We start from the raw sequence: 26,397 nt of genomic DNA, 5'->3' as shown, positions 1-26,397 counted from the left end.
TTTATGATTCTCTGCGAGAGTTTTATTTAAAAAGGCGTGTGCCATGTTGCATCACCAGCAATCAGTCACAGAAGTGGCAGTTAAAAAAACGGCTCGCATTTTGCTTGGGCTGAGCCTTGTATTAATTGCTTTTAATTTGCGTCCGGTCTTTTCAAGCTTCTCAGCGCTTTTACCTGAAATTGTTGCCAGCACCGGCATGTCGACTTTTACAGCCGGATTGCTTACTACTTTGCCGGTTTTGTGCTTGGGTGTTTTTGCGCCGCTGGCACCGCGTTTTGCACAACAAATCGGCGTTGAGAAAACGCTGCTGCTGGTGATGTTTATTCTCTCCATTGCCACTTTAATGCGCGGGGTTGGTACTCTGCCGTTTTTATTCATCGGCAGTGCTTTGGCTGGCGCTTGTATTGCAGTTGGTAATGTCTTGTTGCCCGGTGTGGTTAAGCGCGATTTTCCGGATCGCGCAGCCATTATGACAGGGCTTTACACCATGGCTTTATGCGGTGGTGCGGCAGCCGCCGCTGGTGTTACTGTGCCGGTTAAAAATCTGCTCAATGGTTCATGGCAATGGGCTTTGGCCTTTTGGGGGCTTCCGGCAGTTCTGGTTTTGCTCATCTGGTTGCCGCAATCTTTGCGCAAAAATCATCATAGCCACGGCGCGCGCATAAAAGTTGCAGGTCTTTGGCGCGATCGCTTGGCATGGCAGATCACATTGATGATGGGTTTCCAGTCCGCACTTGCCTATACGGTTTTTGGCTGGATGGCACCGGTTTTACGTGAGCGCGGTTTAAGCGGTGAAGCGGCAGGGCTTTTGGTGTCCGTTTCTATTGTTGCACAAGTTGTGGCCTGCCTGCTGGTTCCCTCGATTGCCATTCGTTGCAAAACCCAAAGTGTGCTCAATGTTTCATTATATTTCTGCGCAGTTATTGGTTTTCTGGGGTTGCTCTATGCGCCTTTAGCAGGTGCATGGGGTTGGGCAATCCTTCAAGGATTAGGTCAGGGCGGATTGATTGCTGCCGCTATGATTGTGATTGTGTTGCGTTCGAAAGATGCCCTTATCGCAGCGCATCTTTCCGGTATGGCTCAATGTGTGGGCTATACAATGGCGGCGCTTGGGCCATTATTGATGGGGATGATCCATTCATTCACCGGAAGCTTTATCTGGGGCGGGGCATTGTTGGTTACGCTTGGTATTGTTGGTTCGATAGCCGGTTGGGGCGCGGGCAGACCTGTGCTGGTTAATGCATATGCAAAAACGAATTAAGCCATAAAGATACAGGCAATTGCTTTAATGCTGTGCAAAGCGTTGAAGAAAAATCTCGAAGCCGATAAACTGCACCGCATAGAATTAAAGGAGCCGACAGCCTATGACTGCCGAGAATGCGATTTTTTTAGGCGCAAGCCGTAAACCGGATGATAGTTATCAGCAAGCGGAAGCGCTGGCGCTGAAATATGGTAATCGTCATGGCATCGTGACCGGTGCGACGGGTACGGGTAAAACGGTTGGTCTGCAAGTGCTGGCAGAGGGCTTTTCTGCGGCTGGTGTGCCGGTTTTTTGTGCGGATATTAAAGGCGATCTTTCCGGTATTGCGGCTATTGGTCAGGCTAAGGAAGGTTTGACGAAGCGAGCGCAAGAAGTGCATCTCGATCCTTATGAATTGCGTGCTTCACCAGTGATCTTCTGGGATATTTTTGGCGAGCTGGGACATCCGATCCGCGCGACTGTCGCCGAAATGGGGCCTTTGCTGCTTTCCCGCCTGATGAACCTCACCAATGCGCAGGAAGGCGTTTTAAACATTGCTTTCCGTCTGTCCGATGAAGAAGGCTTGCTGCTTTTGGATTTGAAAGATCTGCAAGCACTGCTCGCGCATATGGTGACGCGTTCGGAAGAGCTGAGCGCGCGTTATGGCAATGTCAACAAGGCATCAGTGGGTGCAATCCAGCGTTCATTATTGGTGCTGGAGCAACAAGGCGGCACCAGGTTTTTTGGTGAGCCGGCGCTTCGCATCGCCGACATAATGCGCACAACCACTGATGGTCGTGGTATGGTGAGTGTTTTGGCCGCCGACAAGCTGATGAATAATCCGCGCCTTTATTCCACATTTTTGCTTTGGCTGATGTCAGAACTTTTCGAGCAATTGCCGGAAGTGGGCGATCCGGAAAAGCCGCGTTTGGTGTTCTTTTTTGATGAAGCGCATTTGCTGTTTGATGAAGCGCCCAAAGCTTTGCTGACCCGCATTGAACAAGTGGTTCGCCTCATCCGCTCCAAAGGTGTCGGCATTTATTTTGTTTCGCAGAACCCGCTTGATGTGCCGGAATCGGTGCTGGCGCAGTTGGGTAATCGTGTGCAACATGCTTTGCGTGCCTATACGCCACGTGAAACCGCGGCTGTGAAAATCGCCGCTGATACTTTCCGTCCGAACCCTGATTTTCAGACATTTGAAGCCATCACCAATCTTTCAACCGGTGAAGCGCTGGTTTCCACCTTGCAGGCAAAGGGCATCCCTTCCATGGTGCAGCGAACCTTGATGCGCCCGCCTGCATCACGTATCGGCCCGTTGACGCCTGAAGAGCGCGCGCAGATCATTGCGGTTAGTCCGGTAGCCGGTCAATATGATCAGGATATCGATCGTGAATCCGCTTTTGAAATTTTGCAAAAGAAGGTGGTGGAGATTGCTGAGGCGCAGGAAAAAGCCAAGGTAGAGCCTGAAAGCGGCGGTATCTGGGGTGATCTGGTTGGTACGGCTCTCGGCACCAAGAAAACATCAGGACGTCAGACAGTTGCAGAAACAGCGATGAAATCCGTGGTGCGCTCTGTTGGTACATCGCTTGGCAATGCGCTGGTGCGCGGTATCTTGCGTAACTTCAAACGCTGAGAATTGCACTTAACATAAAGAAAACGCCCGAACCTATGTCAGTTTCGGGCGTTTTTATTACATTACCAAAATCGGGGTTTTGTTTGGTACGCGATCATAAAGATCGATAATGTCCTGATTGAGCAGGCGCACGCAGCCGGATGAAACGGCCTTACCGATTGACCACCATTCAGGATTACCATGCAGACGGTAGAGTGTGTCTTTACCATCTTTAAAGATGTAAAGCGCACGGGCACCGAGCGGGTTATTGAGGCCGGGCCCCATGCCGCCATTGCGGGCGCTATATTTTTCCAGATGTGGCTGACGGGCAATCATTTCATCCGGTGGTGTCCATTTAGGCCATTTACGCTTCCACTGGATGATAGCACGGCCAGACCATGCGAAGCCATCTTTACCAATACCAACACCGTAACGCAGTGCCTGACCGTTTTCCATTACCAGATAAAGGAAGCGGTTGGCTGTATCGACAACGATGGTGCCCGGGCGTTCGCCGGTCGGATCATTGACCACCTGACGCAGATATTTCTTATCCATTTTCTGGATAGGAATGGCAGGTAAAGAATAGCCTTCGTCCTGCACGGCTGCGTACATGCTGGTGTAATTACCATTGTATGAATCGACATTAGCTTTTGGGGTGCCGACAGGGCGTCCAAAATTATCAACGTCAATGATAGGAATATTTTTACTGAGCTGAGCACAACCGGCAAGACTTGTTGCGGCAGTAGCGCCCAGTGCAGTCAGAAAAGAACGACGCGAAATATATGCAGACATGTGAAAACCAGATCTGTGAAGGGGAGGCCAGACTAAGGCGATTAAGGTTAATGAATTGCAACTTTGAGGTTAGTTAGAGGTGGAAAGCTTTAGAGAAAAGCAAAAACAGCGATTTTGTTCCCAATTTTTTTCAAAATTATCTGCAATCAGAGAATTAGTGGCATTTTTTATGCAACTAAAATGGCTGTCGGCTGGTTGTCATTATCTGCTGTTAGAATCAAAACTGCCTTCAGCAAGGCCTGATAGTGAAGAGGGGTGACGGCTTCATATTCGGATAATTTTAATTTTCCAATGAAAATCTTGTAAAATTATATGCTTCCCCCATTGCGAGTTTCCCGCCAGAGGACTATGTAAAGAATGTTAGTTTGCGGGTTCATTCAATGTTCCCATATCAATTGAAGTAAAGAGGAGAGTTCCAAATGGCTTTTGAATTACCAGAACTGCCGTATGATTATGAAGCACTTGCTCCGTTCATGTCCCGTGAGACCCTCGAGTTTCACCATGACAAGCATCATCTGGCTTATGTAACCAATGGTAACAAGCTGCTCGAAGGCTCCGGCCTTGAAGGTAAAAGCCTGGAAGAAATCATTAAAGAAAGCTTTGGAAAAAATCAGGGTCTCTTTAACAATGCCGGTCAACATTACAACCACATCCATTTTTGGAAATGGATGAAGAAAGATGGCGGCGGCAAGAAAATCCCTGCTGCTTTGCAAAAAGCTATCGATTCTGATCTGGGCGGTTACGACAAGTTCCGTGAAGATTTCATCGCAGCTGGCGTTGGCCAGTTCGGTTCCGGCTGGGCATGGTTGTCGGTCAAAGACGGCAAGCTCGAAATCTCCAAGACCGCAAACGGCGAAAACCCGCTGGTTTATGGTGCGAAGCCAATTCTCGGTGTGGATGTTTGGGAACACTCTTATTACATCGACTACCGCAATGCGCGTCCTAAATATATGGAAGCCTTTGTTGATAGCCTGATCAACTGGGATTACGTATTGGAAATGTACGAACAGGCTTAATTTTTAAGCATTGCCTGATCAAAATAGTAGAAGCCCCTTTTGAGGGGCTTTTATTTTGTGCGACAATATTGTTCACTAATTATGCACAATTTTTTATCATTCATATTCAAATTTCGGACATAAGTCTTCTATAAGGACAAATTGGACTTTCTCTTGCCGATTTGGCTGTTGTCTGATTTGGGTCAGATAATTTTTTGCATTGATTGCACATTATCTTTTGGAGGTACTTCATGCGCAAGTTTCTAATGATCTCAACCGCATTGGCGCTATTCAGCGGTATTGCTCATGCCGACGTGATTGAAGATCGCAAGGCCATTATGAAGGATATCGGTAAATCCGTAGGCGTTATGGGCGCGATGATGAAGGGCGAAGCACCTTTTGACAGTGAAAAAGCGATCGAAGCTCTGAAAACCATTCAGGTATCAGCGGATAAGTATGATCCGGTTGCTCTGTTCCCTGAAGGGTCAGATAAAGGCGGCGAAACAGAAGCAGCGCCTGCTATCTGGCAGAATATGGAAGACTTTACTGCCCATGTGAATAAGTTCCGTGAAGATGCTGCCAAGGCTGCAACAGCCACCCCGCAGGATCTGGATCAGTTGAAGCCGGTATTCCAGCAGGTTGCAGCCAATTGCAGCGCTTGTCATGAAATTTACCGTATTAAGAAATAACTGATTGAATTTTAGGGGTAGTTGGAATGCGTAAAATTATTTACATCGGGGTGCTTGGCGCGATAGCCGGTGCATCTGCTTTTTGGATTTTAACTGCCCCTGAAACCGTTGATGCGAAAGTGATCGCATCTTTGAAAAAACCTGACTTGGCCAATGGTGAATTGGTTTTTAATGCCGGTGGTTGCGCATCATGCCATGCTGCACCCGGTGCAAAAGGTGATGATAAATGGGTCTTGACCGGCGGTCATGAGTTGGTGTCACCATTTGGTACGTTTGTTTCGCCCAATATTTCTCCGTCAGAACAGGGCATTGGTAACTGGACACAGCAACAGTTTTTTGATGCAATGATGAAGGGTGTGGCACCTGATGGCACCCATTTATATCCTTCATTCCCTTATACATCATACGCCAAAATGCAGCCGCAAGATGTGGCTGACCTTTTTGCTTTCATGAAAACGCTGCCTAAAACCGATAATGTGGCAGCAGATCATAAGCTCAGCTTTCCGTTTAATGTACGTCGCGGTTTAGGGTTGTGGAAGCAGCTTTATCTTTCAGATGAGCCGGTCATTGCCTTGGCAGATGATGCGTCCGATCAGTTGAAGCGCGGTCAATATCTGACTGAAAGCCTGGGGCACTGTGCTGAATGCCATACACCGCGCGGTGTTATTGGCGGCTTGAAAACCGATCAATGGATGGCAGGTGCCGTGTCAGCGGAAATCGGCTCTGACGGTAAGCCTGGTATTGTGCCAAACATTACCAGCGGGCAGGGTGGCATTGGCAGCTGGGGTGCCAGCGATATTGCTTATTCGCTTGAAACCGGATTTACCCCGGATTTTGACTCGCTCGGAGGCTCAATGACCAGTGTTGTCGAGAATATGAAGCTTCTGCCAGCATCTGACCGTGAAGCGATTGCGGCCTATTTGAAGGCTATTCCGGCACATGCCAACGGTTATCCGGCAAAGTAAAATTTTTACCGGATAAAGCAGCGTGAAACCGGGGTTGGGCCATTCACTGAATAAAGTGTATTCATTGTATAGAGCCAGCCCTGGCATTCACTCATGCTTGTAAAGCACTTATAGCGGTTGAGCGATGTATTGCTGTCATATGGAAAAAACTTGCGCTCTGCTGTGCCGGTAAACAGGCCAACAACAACACCGCTGCCCTTTGGTGGTGTTGTGCAGTTTTTGCCTGCATGTTCGCTGACATCTTTTCGCACCGCTGCTGCACTGTTTTGAACACCGGTAAAGGTAAGACCTGCCAGTAAAGCAGCAGAACATAGTGTGGTAAAACAGAATTTATATTGCATCTGATTTAATCCCTGCAAATGTGTGAACCGGCCAGTTTTAACTGACCGGTTTTGATCATCTCTATAACACTATTGCGCAGCAAATGGTTCCGCACTTAGCTTGCCGGTTGATTTAAGGGCAAAAGCATAAGAATAAGCGACTTCTTCCAAACGTGAAAAACGCCCTGAAGCACCGGCATGACCGGCATCCATATTGGTTCGGAAGAGAACCGGATTATTATCCGTCTTCAATTCGCGCAGTCGTGCCACCCATTTGGCTGGCTCCCAATAGGTCACGCGCGGGTCGGTGAGGCCAGCGACTGCCAGAATAGGCGGATAGGCTTGCACGGACACATTGTCATAAGGTGAATAGGCTGCAATGGTCTGGTAGTCTTCGCTGCTTGTCAGCGGGTTGCCCCATTCCGGCCATTCGGGCGGGGTGAGCGGCAATGTATCATCCAGCATTGTGTTGAGCACATCCACAAACGGTACTTCAGCAATAATTGCACCAAAGGCATCAGGTGCCATATTGGCCACAGCGCCCATCAACATACCGCCGGCTGAACCGCCATGCGCAACGATTTTATCTGAACTGGTGTATTTTTGCTCAGCCAAATAGCGTGCAGCATCAATGAAATCATAGAATGTATTGGTTTTTTGGGCGCGCTTGCCGTTTTCGTACCAAGCAAAACCCTTGTCCTTACCGCCGCGAATATGTGCAATCGCATAGACGAAGCCTCGGTTTACCAAGGAAAGGCAATTGGTGTTGAAGCTTGCAGGAATGGTAATGCCGTAGGAACCATAGCCATAAAGCAGGCAAGGAGCAGAGCCATCAAGCACGGTTTCGCGATGATAAACAATAGAGACAGGTATTTGCTCACCGTCGCGTGCCGGAACCATCAAGCGCTTGGTGATATAGTTTTTCGGATCGTGGCCGGATGGAACTTCCTGCGTTTTTAAGAGCTTACGTTCACGCGTCGCCATATTATATTCAAACTGCTGGCTTGGCGTGGTCATGGATGAATATGAAAAGCGGATTGTATCCGTGTCATATTCTGCACTGCCTTGCAGGCCGAGTGAATATGCTTCTTCATCAAAGCTGATTGCATGTTGTTCGCCGGTTTTACGGTCATGGATCATAATGAGCGGCAGGCCGTTATTGCGCTCCAGCCAGACCAGATGATTTTTATAAACCCCATGCGCCAGAATAAGTGTGCCGGGTTTTTCGGCAACTAAGTCTTTCCAGTTTTCGCGTTGTGGTGCGTTGGTTGGTGCTGTCATGATTTTAAAATCTTTAGCACCGTCAATATTGGTCAGAATGTAGAAAACTTCGCCACCGGATGCCAGATCATATTGAATGCCGGTTTCACGTTTTAAAACGAGTTGCGGTTTGGCATCCGGTTGATCGGCAGGGATCAGCCAGCATTCCGAGGTCTCGTGATCGTTAATATCAATCGAGATAAAATCATTGAGCGCATTGGAACTGACGCTCATGAAAAAGCCTGCGTCTTTTTCTTCGTATATCAAGTTGTCTTGTGTCTGATCTGTGCCTTGTTTGTGGTAGAAAAGCTTGGATGGGCGATGGTTTTCGTCCAGATGCGCATAGAAAAAGCCATTTGCCTGCGCATCCCACGCGCCGCTGCCATCCGTATCGACGATGATATCACTCAGATCAGTTTTGGTGGTCAGGTCACGGACTTTGAGTGTAAAAAACTCCGAGCCTTTGTCATCATAGCCCCAAAGCATCAGTTTATGATCGGGGGAGGCGTCAGTTGAAGCCAGCCGAAAGTAGGCTTTTCCTTCCGCTTCTTTGTCACCATTCAACAAAATTTCTTTGTCACCACCATCGCGAGGTGTACGGAAAACATGCGGTTGCTCTCCGCCTTTTTCATAAAGACTTCCATAAGCATAAGCGCCGTCTTTTACCGGAATAGAGGCATCATCTTCTTTGATGCGGCCTTTCATTTCAGCAAATAAGGTTGCTTGCAGGATTTCTGTGTCCTGCATCAGATCTTTTTGATAGGCGTTTTCTTCATTGAGGTGGTCGCGTATATCGCTAGCTAACTGGCTGGGATCTTTGAACATTTCCTGCCAATTATCTGCACGAAGCCAAGCATAATCATCTATGCGTGTAAAGTTATGATAAGTTGAGATTTGCGGCTTCTTTGCAGTATTCGGCGCTGTAACGGATTTGAAAATCGGAGATGACATGAAATTTCCGGTATTTTGAATTGGTCTGTCGGTAGGACGTGGTCAATTATTTTGATTAATCTTCAACGAAGATCATTGCATTGCCATTAATACAATGGCGCAAGCCTGTCGGTTGGGGGCCATCTGGAAAGCGATGACCTAAATGCGCATCGCAATCGGCACAACGAATTTCTGTGCGATGCATCCCGTAAGAGTGATCTTCAAAGAGTGCTATGGCATCTTCATTGATTGGTTCAAAGAAACTCGGCCAGCCTGAACCTGAATCATATTTGGCTTTTGAACTATAAAGCGGCTGGTCACAGCAAACACACAGATAGCGTCCTTGGAGGCTGCTGTTGAAGTCCGGACTGGAGAAAGCGCGTTCGGTGCCATGCTGGCGGGTTATTTGGTATTGAATGTCGGTTAATTGTTCACGCCATTCAGTATCTGTTTTTATAACTTTCAGCGGGCGTTTGCGGGTTGTTTCATCGGACATAGCTTTTCCTTTGATACAGTCATGTTCTGATTTAAAAATCATAATAGCAATTTATGTACGAGCTGTCCTGTATGGAGTTACATTTACATTATTGTATTTTTTCAATGTATCATTGATAGTGGACTGATGCTTTAGTTTAATATAATATTGTATATCGGAAATTTTAAGAGCTTTAATACATAAGTATTCTTTATGTTGACATGAAGTTGCCGCAATTATTTGCGCTTAATAATAGAATGATTTATATATATGTTATGTAAAATTTTATAAATTTTATCACTTAGCACTGTTAAGTTCCTTTAAAGGCAAGGATTATTCCAGATAATCATAAGGTTGACTTAGTATATCCCACTTTTTTGTGAACTCATTTGTATCTGTAATGCTTTTAATGCTCTGATTCATGTTTTTTTTGAGTAAAAATATTTGACTTTTTGTCATTAATTAGCCATATCCCCTTGAATAAGCGGGATGCAGTTATAACTAATAAGTTATCAGCTTGAATTCTTCAGCAAACGCCATATCAACGGTCGATATTGCCTTGCATAAATATAACTAAAGGAACCATAATGGACCATAATGACGAATATGATGCTAGCCGTGATCTGCTGTTGAGCTTAACAGCCGACATCGTTGCAGCTTATGTTGGCAATAATTCCATTCGTCCGAGTGATCTCCCGGCATTGATCACCGATGTTCACGCAGCATTCTCCCGCACAGAAGTGCGCGTTGAGGAAGCGCCAGTGGTAGAAAAACCAAAACCGGCAGTGAACCCGAAGAAATCAGTGACCGATGATTACATCATCTGCCTGGAAGACGGCAAAAAATTTAAGTCGCTGAAGCGTCACCTGATGACCCACTTCAACCTGACACCTGAACAATATCGCGAAAAGTGGGATCTGGAGCCAAACTACCCAATGGTTGCTCCAAACTACGCAAAAGCGCGCTCCAATCTTGCTAAGAAAATGGGGCTTGGCCGTAAAGCAAAAGAAGCTTGATCTATTAAAATCAGCTTATTTGATACGACAAGTCGTCATTGAATAAATTTAAAACCATACTTTGGTCTTTGCGCCGAAGTATGGTTTTTTTTGTGTTTTTGACAGTTTCTATGGCGCTACTGAATGGTAGCTGGCAAGGTTTGAGGCAGTAGACCATGCTTTATTCTGTCGAGTGCCTGCTTGAGGGCGATGTGCCGGTTTAAATCATAAGACCAGTGACCGGCAGTGCCTTTTAACCGTTCACGCTCAATCAGGCGGCGAAGTTTTCTCATGGCATTTTCTTTTTCGCCCAATGGCGCCACCATAATCTTATCTATATCCATATTAGCCAGTATCTGGAGCGCTGCGCGCTGAACGGCATGTTGGGCAAGACGTTGTTTTTCTGCTTTAAATGTCGCGATATTCTGTTTGAAAATAGTACACTGCATGAATCATTGATCCCGTTTTATGACTGTTGGTGGCGAGAAAAGAATCTTTCGCCTTAGGATCATTGTCGCCTGTAAATCCAATTGTAGGATAATAATCCTTAAAATATTTCATTTATTGTATTATGCTCTGGATAATTACAGAATTTAGTGATTCATTTAAGAAAGTTATCCTCGTTTACGTGATTTGGTGTATAAGAATATATTCCTGTTTTAGCGGAGGGGTGTATGTCTTTTCAAATTTCTGGCGTTATTCGTGTTCAGGCAGAGGCTTATCAAGCCCTGGAAATGATCGCTGCACGACAAATACGGCCAGTGCGGTTGGACAATTTAAAAAAACGATCAACACGGTTTAAAAAGAACGCGCTGGAAATTTGTGACGGTGTGCTTGATTTACTCAGTGATGCTTTTGGCGTCTGTGGCAGTGAGTTGCGCAATTCTGTGCGTGGTACCAAGGAAATTGCGCGGATCAGACAAATCGGCATGTATGTTGCGCATACAATGTTCAGTATGCCGATGACAACAGTAGCACTTGGTTTCGGACGCGACAGATCAACAGTGATGTATGCGTGTCATCAGATTGAAAATCTACGTGATGACGAGGAGTTTGATCAGATTGTTCTGAGTTTTGAACGTATTGTTGCAACTGCTTTTGCGATGCAAAGGAGGGCAAAATAATGATCTTTCAGGATGTGAGTAAGCACGACATGAATGTTATGCGGGTGCTGAAATTCTTGCAAAAAAGCCCTGCCAAACCCGAGCAGGGCGCAAAACAGGACATGATTATTTTGAGTTCAGCTCATGGGTCGGTTTCTGTATCGCAGGATTGCCTTGTGGGACTTGCCCGTGAGGGCTACTTGCAGGCTCATAAAGACGAGAAAATCAGCCTGAGCCTGCAAGGCGTTGATTATATAAAACTGCAGAAAAACAGTCGTCTTGCTGATATTCATCTTGAAAATGAAGTTTGTCAGAAGAGGGTCAAAGCCAATCTGGCTGAATCGCCTTTAGCGGTGCTATATCGGATGAAAAACAGCAGCGGGCAGAGTTTTCTGACTGAAGAAGAGTTTAACGCTGGCGAGCGTTTACGGTCTGACTTTACCCGTGGCTCCATGATGCCGCGTATCACATCAAATTGGGAGGCACATGTTATCAGTCATAGTCGTGGCGCGACGCATGGCGGAGTAGAACTGAGCGACGGAGCGCTTTCAGCGCGGCTGCGTGTGGAAAAAGCGCTGGATGCTGTGGGGCCGGAACTCAGCGGTGCATTGGTGGATATTTGCTGTTTTTTAAAAACAGTTACACAGGTGGAAACCGAGCGATCATGGCCGGCGCGCTCGGCCAAGATGATGATTAAAACCGGATTGTCGATGTTGCACAGGCACTATCATCCGATCGCCCAAGGCCGGACATCTGCAGGCATTTTGCATTGGGGGGCGCATGGTTATCGCCCTGCTTTATAGATTAAATTAGAGCAATGCTTCTTGCGCTTCAGCACGAATACGCGTGATCATTGCACGTAAACCATTGGAGCGCTGCGGGGTGAGGTGCTCATCAAGTCCCAATGTTTTCAGGAGCTCTTCCGGATCCGTTTTGATGATTTCGGAAGCGCGTTTGCCTTCATAAAATGCCAGAACCAGTGCCACAAGCCCGCGCACGATATGCGCATCGGAATCACCTAAGAATGTCAGTACGGGATCATTGCCTTGGTAAGGTAAGCGCTTAAGCCAAACCTGACTGACGCAGCCCTGCACTTTATATTCAGCACCTCTTGCATCATCCGGATAGGGGGCGAGATCTTTGCCCAAATCGATCACATAACGATAACGGTCTTCCCAATCATCCAAAAATTCGAAATCGGAAATAATGCTGTCGATTTTACTATCAGTCATGATTTTGGTCGTCTTACCTTTTGGTGTAAATTTTACACGTAAATGTAATCATTGCACTAAAACGTGCAATGAATGCAGACTTGTATAGCGCAGTCATGAACGTCCGTCATCACAATAAGGCACTTTATTTTAAAAGGCTTTTTAAGGGCGATGATTTGGTAGTGGCACTTGATTGCTAGTGTTTTGCGAAGAGCTTGTATCTGCGTCCATATGGGAAGGCGCTTCTTTTGCCTGTTCACCACCAAACTGGTCGCTTAAAAAATCAAGCAATTTTCCGCTGCCTTCAAGTAAGCCGGAACCGGCAGCCGACAAGATGTTTTTGCCCTCTATGCATAAAACGGGATTGTTATAGCAGAAACTGCCGACTTCGGCCGCTGTTTGGCTGGCAATGATGATTTCATCTATTTTATCTTGCGAAGGCAGTGTGATTTTAGCATTGTCCCGCTGCGCCTGATCCGTATCTGGACTGATAATTTTGGGCATGACGATAAAGGCCAGTGACAGCCAAAACACGGATTTAAGAATGAACCGTATCATTATGTTATCGTGCCTTTCTTGTGCAGATTGGCAACTATAGCAGCAATCTTCTTTAATTATCGTGAATCGTCACCATGGCAGTCATTGCACAATATTATCTTTATCTAAGCTTTTGAGGCTGAGGGGTAAACGCTCCATTTACCATAGCGATAAAAGCCTTAGTGTTCCTTGAAAAAAAGACCATTTAGCGGCGCTGACAGGCACGTTTTTTATCCTTTCATTAAAGGCTGCGCGTCATGCTGCATATCAATCAGACTTATTGATGATGGGAATCATTGAGGCAGTCTGGTGATGACCAGAGTTGGAGCGTGTGATCTGTTGGGTTCAATCTTTAAAAATTTAGTGAAGAATTTGCAGGCAGCGATAAAAAGCTGCGGGCTGCTTCATGATGATTTTTCAAAGCGGGGAACCAATGCCAAGGCAGCGGCTTTCGATCAAATTGCACTGACGGAACAAGCATTTGGTGGTCTGGGGTTTCATCTTGATCTCGATGGCATGATTACGGATATTTCCGACCATTCATCGCAGATGCTCGGCGTAAGCCGCGACGTGTTGATTGGCTCTTTATTGCTTGATCGCGTTCATGTGTCCGATCGTATTTATTATCTGCAGTTGATGGCTGATATTCGGCATCAGCGTGATATCAGCAATACAGCCTGTCATGTTCGCATCCGGACAGTGGTGACGCGGGATGACCACCGTCAAAGCGTGGAGCATCACTATTTCCGTATTCATGGTGTGCTGATGCAGCCGTGTCATATGGAAAACAGGATTTATTTGACTGCGGTTGCAAGTGACGTGCAGGTGAGCCAAGCGGAAGAATTGGTACAATTGCGGCAGGACTTGCAAGATATGGCGGCTTCAAGTAGTCACGCGCTGGCTTCACTCAGCCATGAACTGCGCAACCCGTTAAACGCGATTATCGGCTTTTCGGATTTATTGCTGCATGAAATGGGCTGCCGATTTGAAAATGAAAAACAGCGTGATTATGCAGGGCTTATTCAACGCTCCGGGCTTTATTCGCTGGATATCGTTAATACTATTCTGGATGCTTCGAAAATTGAGGCCGGAACCTATCAGATCAAACCGCAGGATTTCTCAATCCGTGAGGCGGTGCATCTGTCAATGAATATTCTGGCACCGCAAGCGGAGCAAAGACAGGTTATTTTATGTGACCGTATCCACAGCTCAATTGGTAATATGATTGCCGATCAGCGTGCTGTGCAGCAGATTTTGATTAATCTGATGGCTAATGCGGTGAAGTTTACCCCTATGGGCGGATGTGTGACGCTGGATGGCTTTAAAGATAGCAGCCATAACAAGCAGATGGTTTTCACTATTTCTGATAATGGTGTCGGTATAGCGGAAGATGATATCGAGCGTCTTGGTCAACCCTTCACGCAAGTGGGCGCAGGCGCTTTTGCTGGCTCGGAAGGGGTAGGGCTTGGTCTTTCACTCGTGAAAGCTTTAGTTGAAAAACATGAAGGACAGTTTGAAATCACCAGCCGTCTCGGTAAAGGCACAATTGTCACTATACGTTTGCCGCTCAACGGGCCGACGAAGGATGTGAACTGGCAGCAGCAGGAATTGATCGCGCAGGCTGAAAAGGATGAAGCGGAAGGTGTGACGGTTTTGAATATCAACCGTCTGCAGATTGGAAGGAAATATGTCAGGCAGGAAGACCAGTCCGGTGAAAAGAAACAATCGCAGGAACGAAAGATCGCGTAACCTAAGCGAGCGTTTTGTCGGATTTTTATTGACCAGTATTGCGTCGGGAGCTGTGTTCGCCGGCCGCTTTATGGTGCGTAATCCTGTTTTGACCGGCGGTGCCACGGCTTTTTTGGTGGTGATGGGTTTCGTCTCCGCCAATGCTTTGTGGTATCAGCCGCAATCCCATGACAATTTATTTTTCCGCACGAGACCGGATTTGGTTTTTGTTCCAACACCAAAGCCAAGCCTGTTGTCTCAAAAAGCAAATACGAATGATAGTAGTGGTGCATCTGAGCCTGATCCGGTACCGACGCAAAAGAATGATTCTGAGCAAACTGCAACCAGCCAAGTTGCATCTTTGGATAGTGTCGAGTTAACCGATGAATTGCCGGCTTTAGCACCTAATGCTGATCTGGAAATTGCCAAAATTCAGCAAAAGTTACGATCGCTTGGCCTTTATGACGGTGCGGTTGACGGGCTTCCGGGGCCAAAAACAAGGCAGGCGGTAGAGCAATGGCAATTATTGCAGAAAAAGGCAGGTGTGAATACCGCGCCTCAACAAAACACGGACAAGGCTGCCGCGCAGCCAAGTATCGAAAATATCATTCAGGTGGCCGTGCCGGAGGCGCGCCCCAAGCCGCAGAATACTGTAGCTGTTGACAGAGTTGTGACATCCAATGCACCGCCAAAACTGGAAGCCGCAGAACAGGCCGCTGTAAAGCCGAATGAGCGTACACGCCCTGAAACCGTGACTGCTTCACTCACGACCAATGCGAAGCCTGTGACTTCGCAGGATATTGTGCGTGTGCAGGCAGGCTTGAAAGCCTTTGGCAACGATCTGATCATTGTTGACGGTGTTGCCGGACAGTCGACGCAGGATGCAATCCGAGAGTTCCAGAAGCTTTTCGACATGCAAATAACGGGACAGGTAGATATGCAGCTGATCGGCAAAATGCGTGAAATTGGTCTGATCAGCTAACGGAGCCTGTCCATGCGCCTTACATCTGAGTTTTGGGTTGCAGCCCTGATACGTCGTATTCGTGGCGATAATGGCTTTGCTTATTTGGCTGAGCGTGGCTCGGGCGAGGCAGGAGCAATTTTCATCAAAAAGCGGCTGGCGTCACAAAATTTTCATGAAGAAACATGGGAGCTATATACGCCAGCCCCGCAATCAGCTTATGATGAGCGCAAGCCGGACGAGCGCAGTTTTATATTGTCATTATCAAATGCTGATAGTGAAGCCTGTGAGAAGCGGCTGAATGCTGAGAAGAAATTCGACAGCGATTTATGGATTTTAGAGATCGAAGATATTGCTGATCTGGCACCTTATATCTCTATTGTGCCAGATCCTTATGCCTGAAAAGTGACTGCTTAAATCGCGGTTTTTGTCTGCGTATCATGTTCAACCACCACATCGGCAGCCTGCCATCGCTGGACAATCTGTTGTGCCGTTTCAGGATCGATTGAGCGATAAATATGCACAAAATCGCGCAAACTATCACGATCACCATGAATGGTGCCAAGAACGGCAGTTAAGATCAGATAGCAATCTTGTGCTGTTAAGTTTAGCGCTTTAAGCGCAATCGGTAATTGTGAACTTGGCCATTCACCGATGATATGTTTTGCCCGTTCCAGACTAACACCTAATGCGTCAGCAAGGGCGACACGGAAAAAGTCCGGATTAATCAGCAATGCACTGTCGATCAGATGGTTTTCCGGCACTTGATAAGACGATACGGGCGGCAGATGGCGTACTGGTGCTTTTTCCAACTCAGTATTGGCATCACGCATCATCAAGTTGAGCTGCTGGTGAATTTGCGTCAGCTTTTGCGAATTGGTTTTTTCCGGCACTTTGACGCTAGATGCATCAAGGCTGTGCGGCGCATCTAAGTCAATTTCTTGCGCAAGGATGCGGTCAATCTCCGGATCGGCAAAGCTTTGCAACAAGCCGGTGAGCAGAGCATCTTGAGGTCGGCGGCGGGCGATAATGCGTGCATGCGCCAATCCTCTGGCTTCAATCAGATACAATAAATCACTGGTCGACAGAGCATCAGAGCGCAGCAAAAGCGGTGCGGAAATATTGGTTGGTTCATGTGCCAGTTTGAAGACGAGACTGTGTGGTGCTTCATACATTTGCACCAGTCGCATTGCTGCATCCCGTTTGCCTTTCGCGCTGGCATAATCAATCAGCGGCATTGCCAGATCTTCAAGCTGTAATAAATCCTGACGGCCGGGACGTGTGATCGAAGCATAACCGGAGATGGCAGCACTCAGCAGATCATCTGCTTTGCTGTCGGCAGGGTTTCGATTGATTGAGAACCCCTCTAAGGCGCGAAACTGGTCACGGGTCACGCTTGTTACTCCGATGCTACACTGAACTGAAACCGCACATACAAAGATGCAGTCCGCTTCAATCTAGCTAACAAGCCTTAGCAACTTATTAACCGTGTTAAAAAATATATGGCTGATCAGATGAGAGGCCTGCATTTAGCACCACTCAGCATTTGCTTGCCAAGCTCCTGCCAGCTTGCATCGGGCACCAAAGCGCGTAACGTGATCATGCCTTCGTTGATATCTTGTTCTACCAAAACAGAATGGGATTGCGCCTCGGCCAAGCTTGCTTTGAGGGCAGGGCCAAGCGACAGCGGTGAAATGATAAGATCAAGATCACCATCAGCAGCAATCGTATCGTTAAAATTCAACAGATTGTCACCCTGTCGATTATAAATTGACACCGACCAGAAGGGCAGCAGGCCTTCAGCATGTATATGCACCGCCTGCTCATCGAGCTCAAAACGGCAGACCGCTTCAATAAAATAAGGATCAGATGAGGCTGTCAGATTTTGTCTGTTGGCCAGATCATGAAACTGATGCGGTTCGCCAAGCTTGCTGATTTGCGACCATGCATTTTGATCTGAATAGGTCGGCACTAAGAGTACAATCAGAATATGGATTATCGCGGCACCAATTAAGCCCAAAAGACAAGCATATAATAAGCGAAGCATCAGCATTTTCCTCCGTCACGAAGGGCGGTAATGCGCGGCATGGGAATTTCGCTAAAGCTTGCAGAGCTGGCAACGGGCGTATCATAAAGTGTCATCACAAGGGTGAACTGACCGCGACCATTGATACTCAGCCAATTATTGCCATGGGCTTGCGGGCTGATGGTAATGTCAAAATGCCCAGCATTTTGTTGCACGACATTGCTGGAAAGCAGCGATGTTGGCAGGTCTTTATTATTGGATAAAAGTTTGCCGTTATTATCGGTAGCAAAAAGCGTCCAAAACCGTGCATTGGGGCTGGTGCCTGACATGAGATATGTGCAACCGCGCTCCAGCGCCTTGCCGTCACTGCTGGTGCGGGCATAAAAAATCAAACCTTCGGCTGCGCCTAAGGATAAATTGCCCAGGCGTGCTGAACGCGCTTTTGCATAAGGGTCGGCTTGCGGGCTGCCGGCGAGGGGGTAAGATATCCATTCACCGGTTGCCAGTTCACTGAAACCGCCAAAATGATCCAGCGCCCAGCGGGCTGACCATATGCCACCACCCAGCGCGACGATGAGTGCGAGCAGAATAAATAAGAGATTGTGTAACATCAGCCTCATCAGGTGATCCCTTTATAAGAGGCTTAGTTTTTTAGGTGCGCTGCCATCAGGCAAAGCAGGCGCATTAAGAAAATCATCATGAAGTTTTTGCAAGAACCTGGTCATTTGTGGCGTCAGCAATGTAGGGCGCTGAACCTGGCTGTCTTCATGCGAGGAAATTTGTGCATCAGGGGCATTTTTAGGCTTGGCCGGAAACGGGTTTTTAATGCCGAAAATTGGTTTCAGCTCAATATTCTGGTGCGCATAATTCATCATACGCTGCCATGTCATGGCAGGCAGAATGCCGCCTGTCAGATTGTTCATCGGGCTGAAATTATCATTCCCAAACCAAACTGCTGCTGTGAAATTGCCGGTATAACCAACAAACCACGCATCGCGATAGCTTTGGGTGGTGCCGGTTTTGCCCGCAACACGGGTCATGGCTAAGCTGGCACGACGCGCTGTTCCCCATTCAGGCACTTGCACCAGCATTGAGTTCATATCGACGGCGGCTTTTTCAGAAAGCACCCGATGTGGTTTTTCTCCGTCACGGTTGATGTCCCAGATAATGCGCCCGTCCGTGGTGGTGATTTGCGTGAAACCATGTTGAGTGCCAGCCATGCCGCCATTGGCGAAAACATTAAAGCCCATCGCTTGTTCCATTACCGTCATGCCGGAGGTACCGAGCACCATGGTTTTATGGGATGATACAGGGGATTGCACGCCGATGGCTTTGACAAGAGCGACAATCGGAGCCGTGGTCAGATGGTCTTTGGCAAGGCGTACGGGCACACTGTTGAGCGATTTGACCAATGCGGTGGTGAGGTTGACACGACCAGAAAAACTGCGGCCATAATTGCGCGGTGCCCAGTTACCCCAGGCAACCGGAGCATCGGAAACAATGGTTTCCGGTGTCATGCCTTTTTCCATTGCCGCCGCGAAGACATAAGGCTTGAAGGATGAGCCGGTTTGACGCGAGGCAGAAGTGGCGCGGTTAAACTGGCTTTCACCATAGTCCCTTCCACCAACAATCGCCCGCACACCGCCATCATTGTCTAGCACAACGGTTGCAGCTTCAGTAACTTTATAATCAGCCCCAAATTGTCGCAAATGAAACTCGATTGCTTCTTCAGCAGCATTTTGGATGCCCCGATCCAGTGTGGTGCGTACAATCAATGAATGCTGTGGCATGTTTTGGGTAACGCGCTTGACCTCATCAAAAGCCCAGTCGAGAAAATAATCAGGGCTTTCGCTTTTGGCACGGTCAATAACGCTGGCCGGATTGCGTTTGGCAGCCATAATCTGGCCTTCGCTCATCATGCCGCTATCAATCATGTTGGATAAAACCACACTGGCGCGTGCACGCGCAGCAGGTAAATTGACATGAGGGGCGAATTTGGCAGGTGCTTTAAAAAGTCCGGCAAGCATGGCTGCCTCAGCAAGATTGACATCTTTGATGTTTTTGCCGAAGTAAAATTCAGATGCAGCGGCAATGCCAAATGTGCCGCCACCCATATAGGCGCGATCAAGATAAAGCTGCAAAATTTCCTTTTTGCTTAAGTTGGCTTCGAGCCAAAGAGCCAGAAATGCTTCGTTGATTTTGCGCTCGATCGTTCGCTCATTGGTCAAAAACAGGTTTTTGGCTAATTGCTGAGTAATGGTTGAGCCGCCTTGCACAACACCGTTGGCCTGCACGTTTTGGCTAAGAGCGCGTGACAAGCCCCACAGATCAATGCCGAAATGCTCAAAAAAACGTCGGTCTTCGGTGCCAAGAACAGCTTTCATCACGTGATCGGGCAATTCATCAATTGGCACGGCTTCACGATGCAAAATGCCACGTTGGCCGATTTCATTGCCGTTGCGATCAAGGAATGTCACGGCATAATTATCCTGCGCGCGCCAGTCTTTCTTGGTTTCTTCAAAGGCTGGCAGGGCAAGTGCCAGCATTATAACCGCCCCGACTGTACCCCATGTTGCACATTCACTGAATATTTCGATCAGAAAACGGCGAAATCCACGAACACGAAAGCGGCGAAAGAAAATAGTAATATTTTCCCATGATTCACTTAAAAAGTATCGTAAATTATAAAAACTACTATCGAGCCATGCATCGAATCCAATCAACCGCGATACCCGAAACTTTCGGCGCGGTTTTGAATGATGATTTTCCGGCTCGTTTATATTCTGCATCACGGCGCTTTTGTTTTTGAATCCAGTCGTTTGCGTCTAACTTGCGCTTTATAACAGCTTGACTATAGCAAAGTTTTGCCCGTTTCGGCGGTGTTTAAAGAGAAATTCCCAATTAAGGTAACCAGAAGCTTAGCGCCTTTTTAAGAAAATAATCCAAATTAGGAAAAAAGTCCTTGACGGTGTCACACTTCTCCTGTAGGTTTTAGTTATAGTCCGGTAATTGCGTCAAAACACAATGTTTGGGCGCATCAAGGGTTGAGGTACCGGAAACTTAATCCATAAATCATGATGATAGAATGAGCCTTACCGGCTGAGCTGATAAGGTTATTTTTACATAGCTGTGACGGAGACATTTTCAGTGAAAGAAAGCTCTGAAAATAAATCTGCAGCAAAATTACGTGCGGCTTGGCGTATGCAGCAGCGTTATCATATTGCGGCGGCAGAGATAGCCGCAGTTTTAGGCATAACAGAAAACATCTATCGCAAACGGCTTTTAAAGCTGGGCCTGGATTGTTCCCATATTGAAAATCCGTTTGGCCTTTATGGTGAGGCCGCGGGTATTATGGTGAAACTGCAAACAGAGCTTGCGCGACTGGCTAATGATAGTGGTTTGCCGGATAAATCTTCGGCTGATGCACTCACCGCATTGGCACGAACCGTGAAAACGGTAGTGGAGCTCATGCGGGAGGGGGCGGCAGAACCCGAAACCGGCAATGCGCCGCAAGACGATTTGATCGATATTGGCGCGGCTTTGGAAAAAATTGACAGGAGAATAAACGAACTTGCAGGGGAAAGGGCGGCAGAAATCCTGCGTCGCCGGACTGAGTGTGCAGCAGAAAATAGCATTGAGCAGGGAGTGGTTGTTTCAGGCGCGTGATGCGCAATTACCACCGTCTGGCAATTGGCGTAGCTGGCTGATTTTGGGCGGGCGCGGTTCGGGAAAAACCCGTGCAGGTGCGGAGTGGGTGTCGGGTATGGCGCTTGGGCTAGCGCCATTTACAAAAAGAGCCAGCGGCCATATTGCGCTGGTCGGCGAAACTCTTGGTGATATTCGCGAAGTGATGATTGACGGGCCTTCGGGCATTTTATCCGTCTCCCGGCTGGAGCGTCCGCGTTATGAAGCAACGCGCCGCCGGTTGGTCTGGCAGAACGGGGCGGTCGCTTCTTTGTTTTCATCAGAAGATCCGGACAGTTTGCGCGGGCCGCAATTTGATGCGGCCTGGTGTGATGAATTGGCAAAATGGAAACATGCTCAGGAAACATGGGACATGTTGCAATTTGGCCTAAGGCTTGGCGATAATCCGCGCCAGATCATCACTACAACACCACGCGCTGTGCCACTTTTGCGGCATTTGCTGGATGATAAAAACATCCCAGTTACACGGATGAAAACCAGTGAAAATGCGGCGCATCTGGCCAGTGCTTTTATGGCATCAATTGAAGAGCGTTATGGCAATACGCGACTTGGCCGTCAGGAACTGGACGGTGAAATGATTGAAGAGCGCGCCGATGCATTATGGTCGCGCGATATGATTGAAAAGTTGATTTTCGCAGATACGCCGGAACTCACACGCATTGTCGTGGCGCTTGATCCGCCTGCAACATCGAATAAAAATTCTGATGCTTGCGGCATTGTGGTGGCTGGTCTTGATGAAAATGGTGTCGGGCATGTTTTGCTTGATGCCAGTCTGAGTCAGGTTAAGCCACATCAATGGGCACGCCGCGCGGTGGCACTTTATCATCAGTTTGAGGCGGATGCGATTATTGCCGAGGTTAATCAGGGCGGCGAGATGGTCAATGCCGTGATTGGCGCGGCAGATAAAACGGTTCCGGTACGTTCGGTCAGGGCAAAACGTGGCAAATATCTGCGTGCTGAACCGATTGCTGCGCTTTATGAGCAGGGACGTGTTCGTCATGCAGCGCGTTTTCCGGCATTGGAAGATGAAATGTGTGATTTTGCGCCTGATGGTTTGTCATCGGGGCGCTCACCAGACCGGCTTGATGCTATGGTTTGGGCGCTTAGCGAATTGATGCTGGGCAGTGAATATAAACCGCGCATCCGGCGGTTGAATACATAATTCTCAATTAAATATGAGGGCCTCTCAATGGCATTATCATGGCCGTGGCGCAAAAGCGCTGCGCTTCCATCTGCTGCGCCTCAACGCCCAGCGGAAATGAAACACTCAACCGGTTTTGTCACTTTGCATATGGCGCAATCAGCTTCGTGGGTGGGACGCGATTATAGCTCGCTGGCGCGTGAAGGTTTCATGCGTAATCCGGTGGTTCATCGTTGTGTGCGGATGATTGCAGAAGCCGCGGCCTCGGTGCCATGGCTGCTTTATGAAGATGTGACGGAACATGAAACCCATCCGCTTTTGGAGCTGATGAAACATCCGCAGCAGGGGCAGGGTGGCGCTAGCTTTTTTGAGCGCCTTTATGGGCATTTATTACTATCCGGCAATGCTTATCTGGAGCGGATAACAGCACCCAATGGAACACATGAGCTGCATTTATTGCGTCCTGAACGGGTGACGGTAGAATGTGACGGCAATGGCTGGCCATCGGCACTGCTTTATCGTGCAGGTAATGTAAAGCGTATGATCCCGTTGGGATGTGACCAGTCAAACAGTGGCCTCCACCTGAAACTATTTCATCCGCTAGACGATCACTATGGTTTTCCGCCGCTGGAAGCAGCGCTGATGGCACTGGATATTCATAATGCGGCGGGCGCGTGGAACAAGGCTTTGCTGGACAATTCAGCCCGCCCTTCCGGCGCGCTGGTCTATGCACCAAAAGATGGCGGCAATCTTACCGAAGAACAATTTCAGCGCCTGAAAGACGAGCTGGAAGATGGCTATACCGGCGCCAATGGGGCGGGGCGGCCATTGCTTTTAGAAGGCGGGCTTGATTGGAAGGCCATGGGTCTGACGCCCAAAGACATGGATTTTATCGAAGCCAAAAACGCTGCAAGCCGCGAGATTGCACTGGCTTTTGGGGTGCCGCCAATGCTGCTCGGCATTCCGGGCGATAATACTTACGCCAATTATGCCGAAGCCAATCGCGCTTTTTATCGCCTTACTGTTTTGCCGCTGATTAACAGAACTGCCAATGCCATGAGCGGTTGGCTGAAGCCGCTTTATGACGGCGACTTACGGTTTGAGCCTGACCTTGACCGTGTTGATGGTTTGTCAGCGGAGCGTGAAGCACTGTGGCGTCGCATCAGCGATGCGGATTTCTTGGACGCTGATGAAAAGCGTGAGGCGGTTGGCTATTGAAACAAGCGCATCCCGAAAAATGTAATGCGGTTTTCGGAGAAAATGCGCATCAAAAAAGAACACGGAGAGAGCAATGAATACGCTTGATAATCCGGTATGGACATCTGAAACCGCACTCGTCTGGATTGCCCGCATTGCCGGTGCTGTGGCGGGATCTGCTGTTTCACTCGGCTATATGCTGCCGCAGGGGCGGCGCGAAGCGGCGATGCGTTTTGCAGTTGGCCTCATTTGCGGCATGGTTTTTGGCAGTGCGGCAGGCATCAGGATTGCTGAGAAATTTGAACTCATGGACAGTCTGGGGCGTGCAGAACTGATGCTGATGGGCTCGGCTGTTGCAAGCCTTGCCGCTTGGTCGGCGCTTGGAGTTTTCAGTCGTTTTGTCGAACGGCTGAAGTTGAACCTACCCACAGGCGGAGCAAATAAGCATGAGTGATAAAAATGCACTGCTGGAAACGAAACGCATGGCTTTGGCGCTCGATAATGTGGAGCTGGATGGCAGTTTTTCCGGTTATGCCAGTCTGTTTGGTGTGGTGGATCTGGGCAATGACGTGATGGATGCCGGTGCATTTACGCGCTCGCTGGAGCGTCGGCACGCTTCCGGCATCCGCATGTTGTGGCAGCATGAAGCGCGTGAACCAATTGGCATCTGGACGACCATTCGTGAAGATGCGCAAGGGCTTTATGTGGAAGGGCGTCTTGCCAAAGGTGTGGCGCGGGCGCGTGAAACATTGGAGCTGATGCGCTCAAAAGCCGTTGACGGCTTGTCGGTGGGCTTTCGTACTGTAAAGGCGCGCAAAGATGCGCGCACCGGAGTGCGCCATATTACCGAAGCCGATTTGTGGGAAATCTCTGTCGTGACCTTTCCTATGCAGCCAGACGCGCGCATAGGTCAGGTGAAATCCGGCACATTTCCCACCATCAGAGAATTTGAACGCTGGCTCACGCGGGATGCGGGGCTCAGCCGACAAGAAGCGCGCACAGTGATTGCAAAAGGTTTTGCGACATTGGCGCAAAAATTTCGACCGGAAGAGCCGCGGGATGCCTTTTCTAACGACAGTCAATCTATGGCCGAGCGCTTGCGTCAGGCCGCACATTATTTTCGCTAAAGGGATAAAACATGGATCATATTGAAACTTCCGCGCTTGAAACCAAATCTGTTGGCCATAATGCCGATATCAGCGCAGCATTTGATGAATTTATGGGTGCATTCTCTGCTTTTAAGGAAGCCAATGATGAACGCCTGAAAAATGTAGAAAAACATGTCGGCACGGATGTGCTGATGACCGAAAAAGTTGATCGCATTAACCGTGCATTGGATGAGCAGAAGCAGGCCATGGATCACATGGTACTTAAACAGGCGCGACCGACGCTTGGCGGTCAACTGCCGATTATCAATGGGGAGCATAAAAATGCATTCCAGAATTATGTGCGTAAAGGTGACGAGCAAAACCTTCGTGCCATTGAGCTGAAAGCTCATTCTTATGGTTCGGGGCCGGATGGCGGCTATCTGGTGCCAGCGGAATTGGAAACCGAAATTGGTCGTCGTTTGAGTGTTTTGTCACCGATCCGCTCACTCGCAACCGTGCGGCAGGTGTCCGGTGCGGTGCTGAAAAAACCGTTTTCGGTAAGTGGTCCGGCAACCGGCTGGGTTTCAGAAACCGCAGTGCGACCACAGACCAATTCAGCACAATTGGCTGAAATGCAGTTTCCGACCATGGAAATCTACGCCATGCCTGCGGCAACATCCTCGCTGCTGGATGATGCGGCAGTAGATATTGAACAGTGGATTTCTGCCGAAGTGGAAGCCGCTTTTGCCGAGCAGGAAAGTGCAGCTTTCATCAATGGTGATGGCGTTAATAAGCCGAAAGGTTTCTTGAACTATGACACAGTTGATGAGGCAAATTGGACATGGGGCAAGCTTGGCACAGTTGCAACCGGCACAGCCGGTGCATTGCCAGCAACAGACTCGTCCGATGTGTTGATCGAGCTGATTTATTCGCTCAAAGCCGGTTATCGTCAAAACGCCAATTTTGTCATGAACCGCAAGACACAAAGTGCGCTTCGTAAGCTCAAAGATAATGACGGTCAGTATCTCTGGCAGCCGCCTGCAACCATTGGCGATAAGGCCAGTTTTATGGGCTTTGGTCTGGTTGAAGCAGAAGACATGCCGGACATTGATGAAGATAAAACACCAATTGCTTTTGGTGATTTATCCCGTGGTTATCTGGTGGTTGACCGTGCCGGTATCCGCGTTCTGCGCGATCCTTATTCTGCCAAACCATATGTGCTTTTCTACACCACCAAACGTGTAGGCGGTGGTGTGCAGGATTTTGATGCAATCAAACTGCTTAAATTCTCCGTTTGATTAGGATTCCGGTGTTCAAAAATACCTGCCGGAATTGGCTAAGGTTGTAAAAACACCTGTCGGTATTGGCCAAGGACTTCAAAAATACCTGCCGGTTTTGGCCAAGGTCGTAAAAAATACCTGCCGGTA

Annotated in this window: 28 protein-coding genes; 17 read left to right on the top strand and 11 right to left on the bottom strand. The window is 48.3% G+C overall.

Features of this window, described 5'->3' with window-relative positions; genetic code table 11:
• Nucleotides 1-43 precede the first annotated feature (43 nt).
• Complete coding sequence (locus FHS77_RS04270; RefSeq protein ID WP_184220470.1) at nucleotides 44-1,261, top strand: CynX/NimT family MFS transporter; 1,218 nt, start codon at nucleotides 44-46, stop codon at nucleotides 1,259-1,261.
• Nucleotides 1,262-1,364: 103 nt separating this feature from the next.
• On the top strand, nucleotides 1,365-2,873 hold the full coding sequence (locus FHS77_RS04265) for a helicase HerA-like C-terminal domain-containing protein (RefSeq protein ID WP_184220467.1): 1,509 nt from the start codon (nucleotides 1,365-1,367) through the stop codon (nucleotides 2,871-2,873).
• Nucleotides 2,874-2,930: 57 nt separating this feature from the next.
• Here FHS77_RS04265 and FHS77_RS04260 read toward each other — a convergent pair whose 3' ends face one another.
• Nucleotides 2,931-3,644 carry a L,D-transpeptidase family protein gene (locus FHS77_RS04260; protein WP_184220464.1) on the bottom strand — a complete coding sequence of 238 codons (714 nt, stop codon included), beginning with the start codon at nucleotides 3,642-3,644 and terminating at the stop codon, nucleotides 2,931-2,933.
• 419 nt (nucleotides 3,645-4,063) lie between these two features.
• Here FHS77_RS04260 and FHS77_RS04255 point away from each other — a divergent pair, with 419 nt between their 5' ends.
• The 3 genes from FHS77_RS04255 (at nucleotide 4,064) to FHS77_RS04245 (ending at nucleotide 6,293) form a co-directional block, all read left to right on the top strand.
• Entirely contained in the window at nucleotides 4,064-4,660 is a 597-nt protein-coding gene (locus FHS77_RS04255; RefSeq protein WP_184220461.1) for a superoxide dismutase, read from the top strand.
• 230 nt (nucleotides 4,661-4,890) lie between these two features.
• Nucleotides 4,891-5,328, top strand: coding sequence for a c-type cytochrome (locus tag FHS77_RS04250; RefSeq protein ID WP_184220458.1), 438 nt, complete (start codon nucleotides 4,891-4,893; stop codon nucleotides 5,326-5,328).
• 26 nt (nucleotides 5,329-5,354) lie between these two features.
• Entirely contained in the window at nucleotides 5,355-6,293 is a 939-nt protein-coding gene (locus FHS77_RS04245) for a cytochrome c (RefSeq protein ID WP_184220455.1), read from the top strand.
• 5 nt (nucleotides 6,294-6,298) lie between these two features.
• On the opposite strand, the gene FHS77_RS04240 is transcribed toward FHS77_RS04245, so the two are convergent.
• From FHS77_RS04240 to msrB, 3 genes are all read right to left on the bottom strand, one after another.
• The gene (locus FHS77_RS04240) at nucleotides 6,299-6,634 is read right to left on the bottom strand and encodes a metallophosphoesterase (RefSeq protein ID WP_184220452.1); all 336 of its coding nucleotides are present in this window, start codon (nucleotides 6,632-6,634) and stop codon (nucleotides 6,299-6,301) included.
• 69 nt (nucleotides 6,635-6,703) lie between these two features.
• The gene (locus FHS77_RS04235) at nucleotides 6,704-8,824 is read right to left on the bottom strand and encodes a S9 family peptidase (RefSeq protein ID WP_184220449.1); all 2,121 of its coding nucleotides are present in this window, start codon (nucleotides 8,822-8,824) and stop codon (nucleotides 6,704-6,706) included.
• Between the two features lie 55 nt (nucleotides 8,825-8,879).
• Nucleotides 8,880-9,299, bottom strand: coding sequence for a peptide-methionine (R)-S-oxide reductase MsrB (gene msrB, locus FHS77_RS04230; protein ID WP_184220446.1), 420 nt, complete (start codon nucleotides 9,297-9,299; stop codon nucleotides 8,880-8,882).
• A 566-nt stretch (nucleotides 9,300-9,865) separates the two neighbouring features.
• Here msrB and FHS77_RS04225 point away from each other — a divergent pair.
• A complete protein-coding gene (locus tag FHS77_RS04225; RefSeq protein WP_184220443.1) occupies nucleotides 9,866-10,294 on the top strand; it encodes a Ros/MucR family transcriptional regulator in 429 nt (142 codons plus the stop codon).
• A gap of 116 nt (nucleotides 10,295-10,410) precedes the next feature.
• On the opposite strand, the gene FHS77_RS04220 is transcribed toward FHS77_RS04225, so the two are convergent.
• Nucleotides 10,411-10,722: a cytoplasmic protein gene (locus FHS77_RS04220; protein WP_184220440.1), complete on the bottom strand. Its 312-nt coding sequence runs from the start codon at nucleotides 10,720-10,722 to the stop codon at nucleotides 10,411-10,413.
• 225 nt (nucleotides 10,723-10,947) lie between these two features.
• Here FHS77_RS04220 and FHS77_RS04215 point away from each other — a divergent pair, with 225 nt between their 5' ends.
• On the top strand, nucleotides 10,948-11,397 hold the full coding sequence (locus tag FHS77_RS04215) for a helix-turn-helix domain-containing protein (RefSeq protein WP_184220437.1): 450 nt from the start codon (nucleotides 10,948-10,950) through the stop codon (nucleotides 11,395-11,397).
• Nucleotides 11,397-12,179, top strand: coding sequence for a DUF6456 domain-containing protein (locus FHS77_RS04210; protein ID WP_184220434.1), 783 nt, complete (start codon nucleotides 11,397-11,399; stop codon nucleotides 12,177-12,179). Before FHS77_RS04215 ends, FHS77_RS04210 begins: the two co-directional genes overlap by 1 nt.
• Nucleotides 12,180-12,185: 6 nt before the next feature.
• Here FHS77_RS04210 and FHS77_RS04205 read toward each other — a convergent pair whose 3' ends face one another.
• Both FHS77_RS04205 and FHS77_RS04200 read right to left on the bottom strand, forming a co-directional pair.
• A complete protein-coding gene (locus FHS77_RS04205) occupies nucleotides 12,186-12,608 on the bottom strand; it encodes a SufE family protein (protein ID WP_184220431.1) in 423 nt (140 codons plus the stop codon).
• A 141-nt stretch (nucleotides 12,609-12,749) separates the two neighbouring features.
• Nucleotides 12,750-13,145, bottom strand: coding sequence for a hypothetical protein (locus tag FHS77_RS04200; RefSeq protein WP_184220428.1), 396 nt, complete (start codon nucleotides 13,143-13,145; stop codon nucleotides 12,750-12,752).
• A gap of 291 nt (nucleotides 13,146-13,436) precedes the next feature.
• Here FHS77_RS04200 and FHS77_RS04195 point away from each other — a divergent pair, with 291 nt between their 5' ends.
• Genes FHS77_RS04195 through FHS77_RS04185 form a run of 3 tightly spaced genes read left to right on the top strand, consistent with a single transcriptional unit; the run spans nucleotide 13,437 to nucleotide 16,215 of the window.
• Nucleotides 13,437-14,873 (top strand): sensor histidine kinase, encoded by a 1,437-nt coding sequence (locus tag FHS77_RS04195; protein ID WP_184220425.1) that lies wholly within the window; start codon nucleotides 13,437-13,439, stop codon nucleotides 14,871-14,873.
• Complete coding sequence (locus FHS77_RS04190) at nucleotides 14,812-15,834, top strand: peptidoglycan-binding domain-containing protein (RefSeq protein ID WP_184220422.1); 1,023 nt, start codon at nucleotides 14,812-14,814, stop codon at nucleotides 15,832-15,834. The genes FHS77_RS04195 and FHS77_RS04190 overlap by 62 nt, the downstream gene beginning before the upstream one ends.
• Before the next feature lie 12 nt (nucleotides 15,835-15,846).
• Entirely contained in the window at nucleotides 15,847-16,215 is a 369-nt protein-coding gene (locus FHS77_RS04185; RefSeq protein ID WP_184220419.1) for a DUF1491 family protein, read from the top strand.
• 11 nt (nucleotides 16,216-16,226) lie between these two features.
• Here FHS77_RS04185 and FHS77_RS16430 read toward each other — a convergent pair whose 3' ends face one another.
• The 4 genes from FHS77_RS16430 to FHS77_RS04165 all read right to left on the bottom strand — a co-directional run bounded on the left by FHS77_RS16430 (nucleotide 16,227) and on the right by FHS77_RS04165 (nucleotide 20,628).
• The gene (locus FHS77_RS16430) at nucleotides 16,227-17,207 is read right to left on the bottom strand and encodes a DUF2336 domain-containing protein (RefSeq protein ID WP_184220416.1); all 981 of its coding nucleotides are present in this window, start codon (nucleotides 17,205-17,207) and stop codon (nucleotides 16,227-16,229) included.
• A 116-nt stretch (nucleotides 17,208-17,323) separates the two neighbouring features.
• Nucleotides 17,324-17,860, bottom strand: coding sequence for a DUF1254 domain-containing protein (locus FHS77_RS04175; protein WP_184220413.1), 537 nt, complete (start codon nucleotides 17,858-17,860; stop codon nucleotides 17,324-17,326).
• Nucleotides 17,860-18,459 carry a DUF1214 domain-containing protein gene (locus FHS77_RS04170; RefSeq protein ID WP_246431212.1) on the bottom strand — a complete coding sequence of 200 codons (600 nt, stop codon included), beginning with the start codon at nucleotides 18,457-18,459 and terminating at the stop codon, nucleotides 17,860-17,862. The genes FHS77_RS04175 and FHS77_RS04170 overlap by 1 nt, the downstream gene beginning before the upstream one ends.
• A 12-nt stretch (nucleotides 18,460-18,471) precedes the next feature.
• Complete coding sequence (locus FHS77_RS04165; protein WP_184220410.1) at nucleotides 18,472-20,628, bottom strand: transglycosylase domain-containing protein; 2,157 nt, start codon at nucleotides 20,626-20,628, stop codon at nucleotides 18,472-18,474.
• Between the two features lie 358 nt (nucleotides 20,629-20,986).
• Between FHS77_RS04165 and FHS77_RS04160 the strand changes: the two genes are divergently transcribed.
• From FHS77_RS04160 to FHS77_RS04135, 6 genes are all read left to right on the top strand, one after another.
• Nucleotides 20,987-21,505 (top strand): hypothetical protein, encoded by a 519-nt coding sequence (locus FHS77_RS04160; RefSeq protein WP_184220407.1) that lies wholly within the window; start codon nucleotides 20,987-20,989, stop codon nucleotides 21,503-21,505.
• Nucleotides 21,450-22,706 (top strand): DNA-packaging protein, encoded by a 1,257-nt coding sequence (locus FHS77_RS04155; RefSeq protein ID WP_246431225.1) that lies wholly within the window; start codon nucleotides 21,450-21,452, stop codon nucleotides 22,704-22,706. The genes FHS77_RS04160 and FHS77_RS04155 overlap by 56 nt, the downstream gene beginning before the upstream one ends.
• Before the next feature lie 27 nt (nucleotides 22,707-22,733).
• Nucleotides 22,734-23,903, top strand: a complete 1,170-nt coding sequence (locus FHS77_RS04150; RefSeq protein ID WP_184220404.1) for a phage portal protein — start codon at nucleotides 22,734-22,736, stop codon at nucleotides 23,901-23,903.
• Nucleotides 23,904-23,976: 73 nt separating this feature from the next.
• Nucleotides 23,977-24,336 carry a DUF6107 family protein gene (locus FHS77_RS04145; RefSeq protein WP_184220401.1) on the top strand — a complete coding sequence of 120 codons (360 nt, stop codon included), beginning with the start codon at nucleotides 23,977-23,979 and terminating at the stop codon, nucleotides 24,334-24,336.
• Nucleotides 24,329-25,009, top strand: a complete 681-nt coding sequence (locus FHS77_RS04140; RefSeq protein WP_184220398.1) for an HK97 family phage prohead protease — start codon at nucleotides 24,329-24,331, stop codon at nucleotides 25,007-25,009. Before FHS77_RS04145 ends, FHS77_RS04140 begins: the two co-directional genes overlap by 8 nt.
• An 11-nt stretch (nucleotides 25,010-25,020) precedes the next feature.
• Nucleotides 25,021-26,268: a phage major capsid protein gene (locus FHS77_RS04135; protein WP_184220395.1), complete on the top strand. Its 1,248-nt coding sequence runs from the start codon at nucleotides 25,021-25,023 to the stop codon at nucleotides 26,266-26,268.
• The last annotated feature ends 129 nt before the right edge of the window (nucleotides 26,269-26,397 follow it).

It is taken from the genome of Paenochrobactrum gallinarii, from assembly GCF_014205685.1.
GTDB classification, from domain to species: Bacteria; Pseudomonadota; Alphaproteobacteria; order Rhizobiales; family Rhizobiaceae; genus Paenochrobactrum; species Paenochrobactrum gallinarii.
This window is presented reverse-complemented; position numbering and strand designations above follow the sequence as displayed.

What these genes read in the sequence shown, in the direction of transcription:
- FHS77_RS04250 (WP_184220458.1), top strand. Translation starts at nt 4,891, where the DNA reads ATGCGCAAGTTTCTAATGATCTCAACCGCATTGGCGCTATTCAGCGGT.
- FHS77_RS04140 (WP_184220398.1), top strand. Translation starts at nt 24,329, where the DNA reads ATGAGTGATAAAAATGCACTGCTGGAAACGAAACGCATGGCTTTGGCG.
- FHS77_RS04240 (WP_184220452.1), bottom strand. Translation starts at nt 6,634, where the DNA reads ATGCAATATAAATTCTGTTTTACCACACTATGTTCTGCTGCTTTACTG.
- FHS77_RS04185 (WP_184220419.1), top strand. Translation starts at nt 15,847, where the DNA reads ATGCGCCTTACATCTGAGTTTTGGGTTGCAGCCCTGATACGTCGTATT.
- FHS77_RS04210 (WP_184220434.1), top strand. Translation starts at nt 11,397, where the DNA reads ATGATCTTTCAGGATGTGAGTAAGCACGACATGAATGTTATGCGGGTG.
- FHS77_RS04205 (WP_184220431.1), bottom strand. Translation starts at nt 12,608, where the DNA reads ATGACTGATAGTAAAATCGACAGCATTATTTCCGATTTCGAATTTTTG.
- FHS77_RS04135 (WP_184220395.1), top strand. Translation starts at nt 25,021, where the DNA reads ATGGATCATATTGAAACTTCCGCGCTTGAAACCAAATCTGTTGGCCAT.
- FHS77_RS04195 (WP_184220425.1), top strand. Translation starts at nt 13,437, where the DNA reads ATGACCAGAGTTGGAGCGTGTGATCTGTTGGGTTCAATCTTTAAAAAT.
- FHS77_RS04225 (WP_184220443.1), top strand. Translation starts at nt 9,866, where the DNA reads ATGGACCATAATGACGAATATGATGCTAGCCGTGATCTGCTGTTGAGC.
- FHS77_RS04215 (WP_184220437.1), top strand. Translation starts at nt 10,948, where the DNA reads ATGTCTTTTCAAATTTCTGGCGTTATTCGTGTTCAGGCAGAGGCTTAT.
- FHS77_RS04170 (WP_246431212.1), bottom strand. Translation starts at nt 18,459, where the DNA reads ATGAGGCTGATGTTACACAATCTCTTATTTATTCTGCTCGCACTCATC.
- FHS77_RS04260 (WP_184220464.1), bottom strand. Translation starts at nt 3,644, where the DNA reads ATGTCTGCATATATTTCGCGTCGTTCTTTTCTGACTGCACTGGGCGCT.
- FHS77_RS04200 (WP_184220428.1), bottom strand. Translation starts at nt 13,145, where the DNA reads ATGATACGGTTCATTCTTAAATCCGTGTTTTGGCTGTCACTGGCCTTT.
- FHS77_RS04150 (WP_184220404.1), top strand. Translation starts at nt 22,734, where the DNA reads ATGGCATTATCATGGCCGTGGCGCAAAAGCGCTGCGCTTCCATCTGCT.
- FHS77_RS04235 (WP_184220449.1), bottom strand. Translation starts at nt 8,824, where the DNA reads ATGTCATCTCCGATTTTCAAATCCGTTACAGCGCCGAATACTGCAAAG.
- FHS77_RS04255 (WP_184220461.1), top strand. Translation starts at nt 4,064, where the DNA reads ATGGCTTTTGAATTACCAGAACTGCCGTATGATTATGAAGCACTTGCT.
- msrB (WP_184220446.1), bottom strand. Translation starts at nt 9,299, where the DNA reads ATGTCCGATGAAACAACCCGCAAACGCCCGCTGAAAGTTATAAAAACA.
- FHS77_RS04190 (WP_184220422.1), top strand. Translation starts at nt 14,812, where the DNA reads ATGTCAGGCAGGAAGACCAGTCCGGTGAAAAGAAACAATCGCAGGAAC.
- FHS77_RS04245 (WP_184220455.1), top strand. Translation starts at nt 5,355, where the DNA reads ATGCGTAAAATTATTTACATCGGGGTGCTTGGCGCGATAGCCGGTGCA.
- FHS77_RS04145 (WP_184220401.1), top strand. Translation starts at nt 23,977, where the DNA reads ATGAATACGCTTGATAATCCGGTATGGACATCTGAAACCGCACTCGTC.
- FHS77_RS04220 (WP_184220440.1), bottom strand. Translation starts at nt 10,722, where the DNA reads ATGCAGTGTACTATTTTCAAACAGAATATCGCGACATTTAAAGCAGAA.
- FHS77_RS04175 (WP_184220413.1), bottom strand. Translation starts at nt 17,860, where the DNA reads ATGCTTCGCTTATTATATGCTTGTCTTTTGGGCTTAATTGGTGCCGCG.
- FHS77_RS04265 (WP_184220467.1), top strand. Translation starts at nt 1,365, where the DNA reads ATGACTGCCGAGAATGCGATTTTTTTAGGCGCAAGCCGTAAACCGGAT.
- FHS77_RS04270 (WP_184220470.1), top strand. Translation starts at nt 44, where the DNA reads ATGTTGCATCACCAGCAATCAGTCACAGAAGTGGCAGTTAAAAAAACG.
- FHS77_RS04165 (WP_184220410.1), bottom strand. Translation starts at nt 20,628, where the DNA reads ATGCAGAATATAAACGAGCCGGAAAATCATCATTCAAAACCGCGCCGA.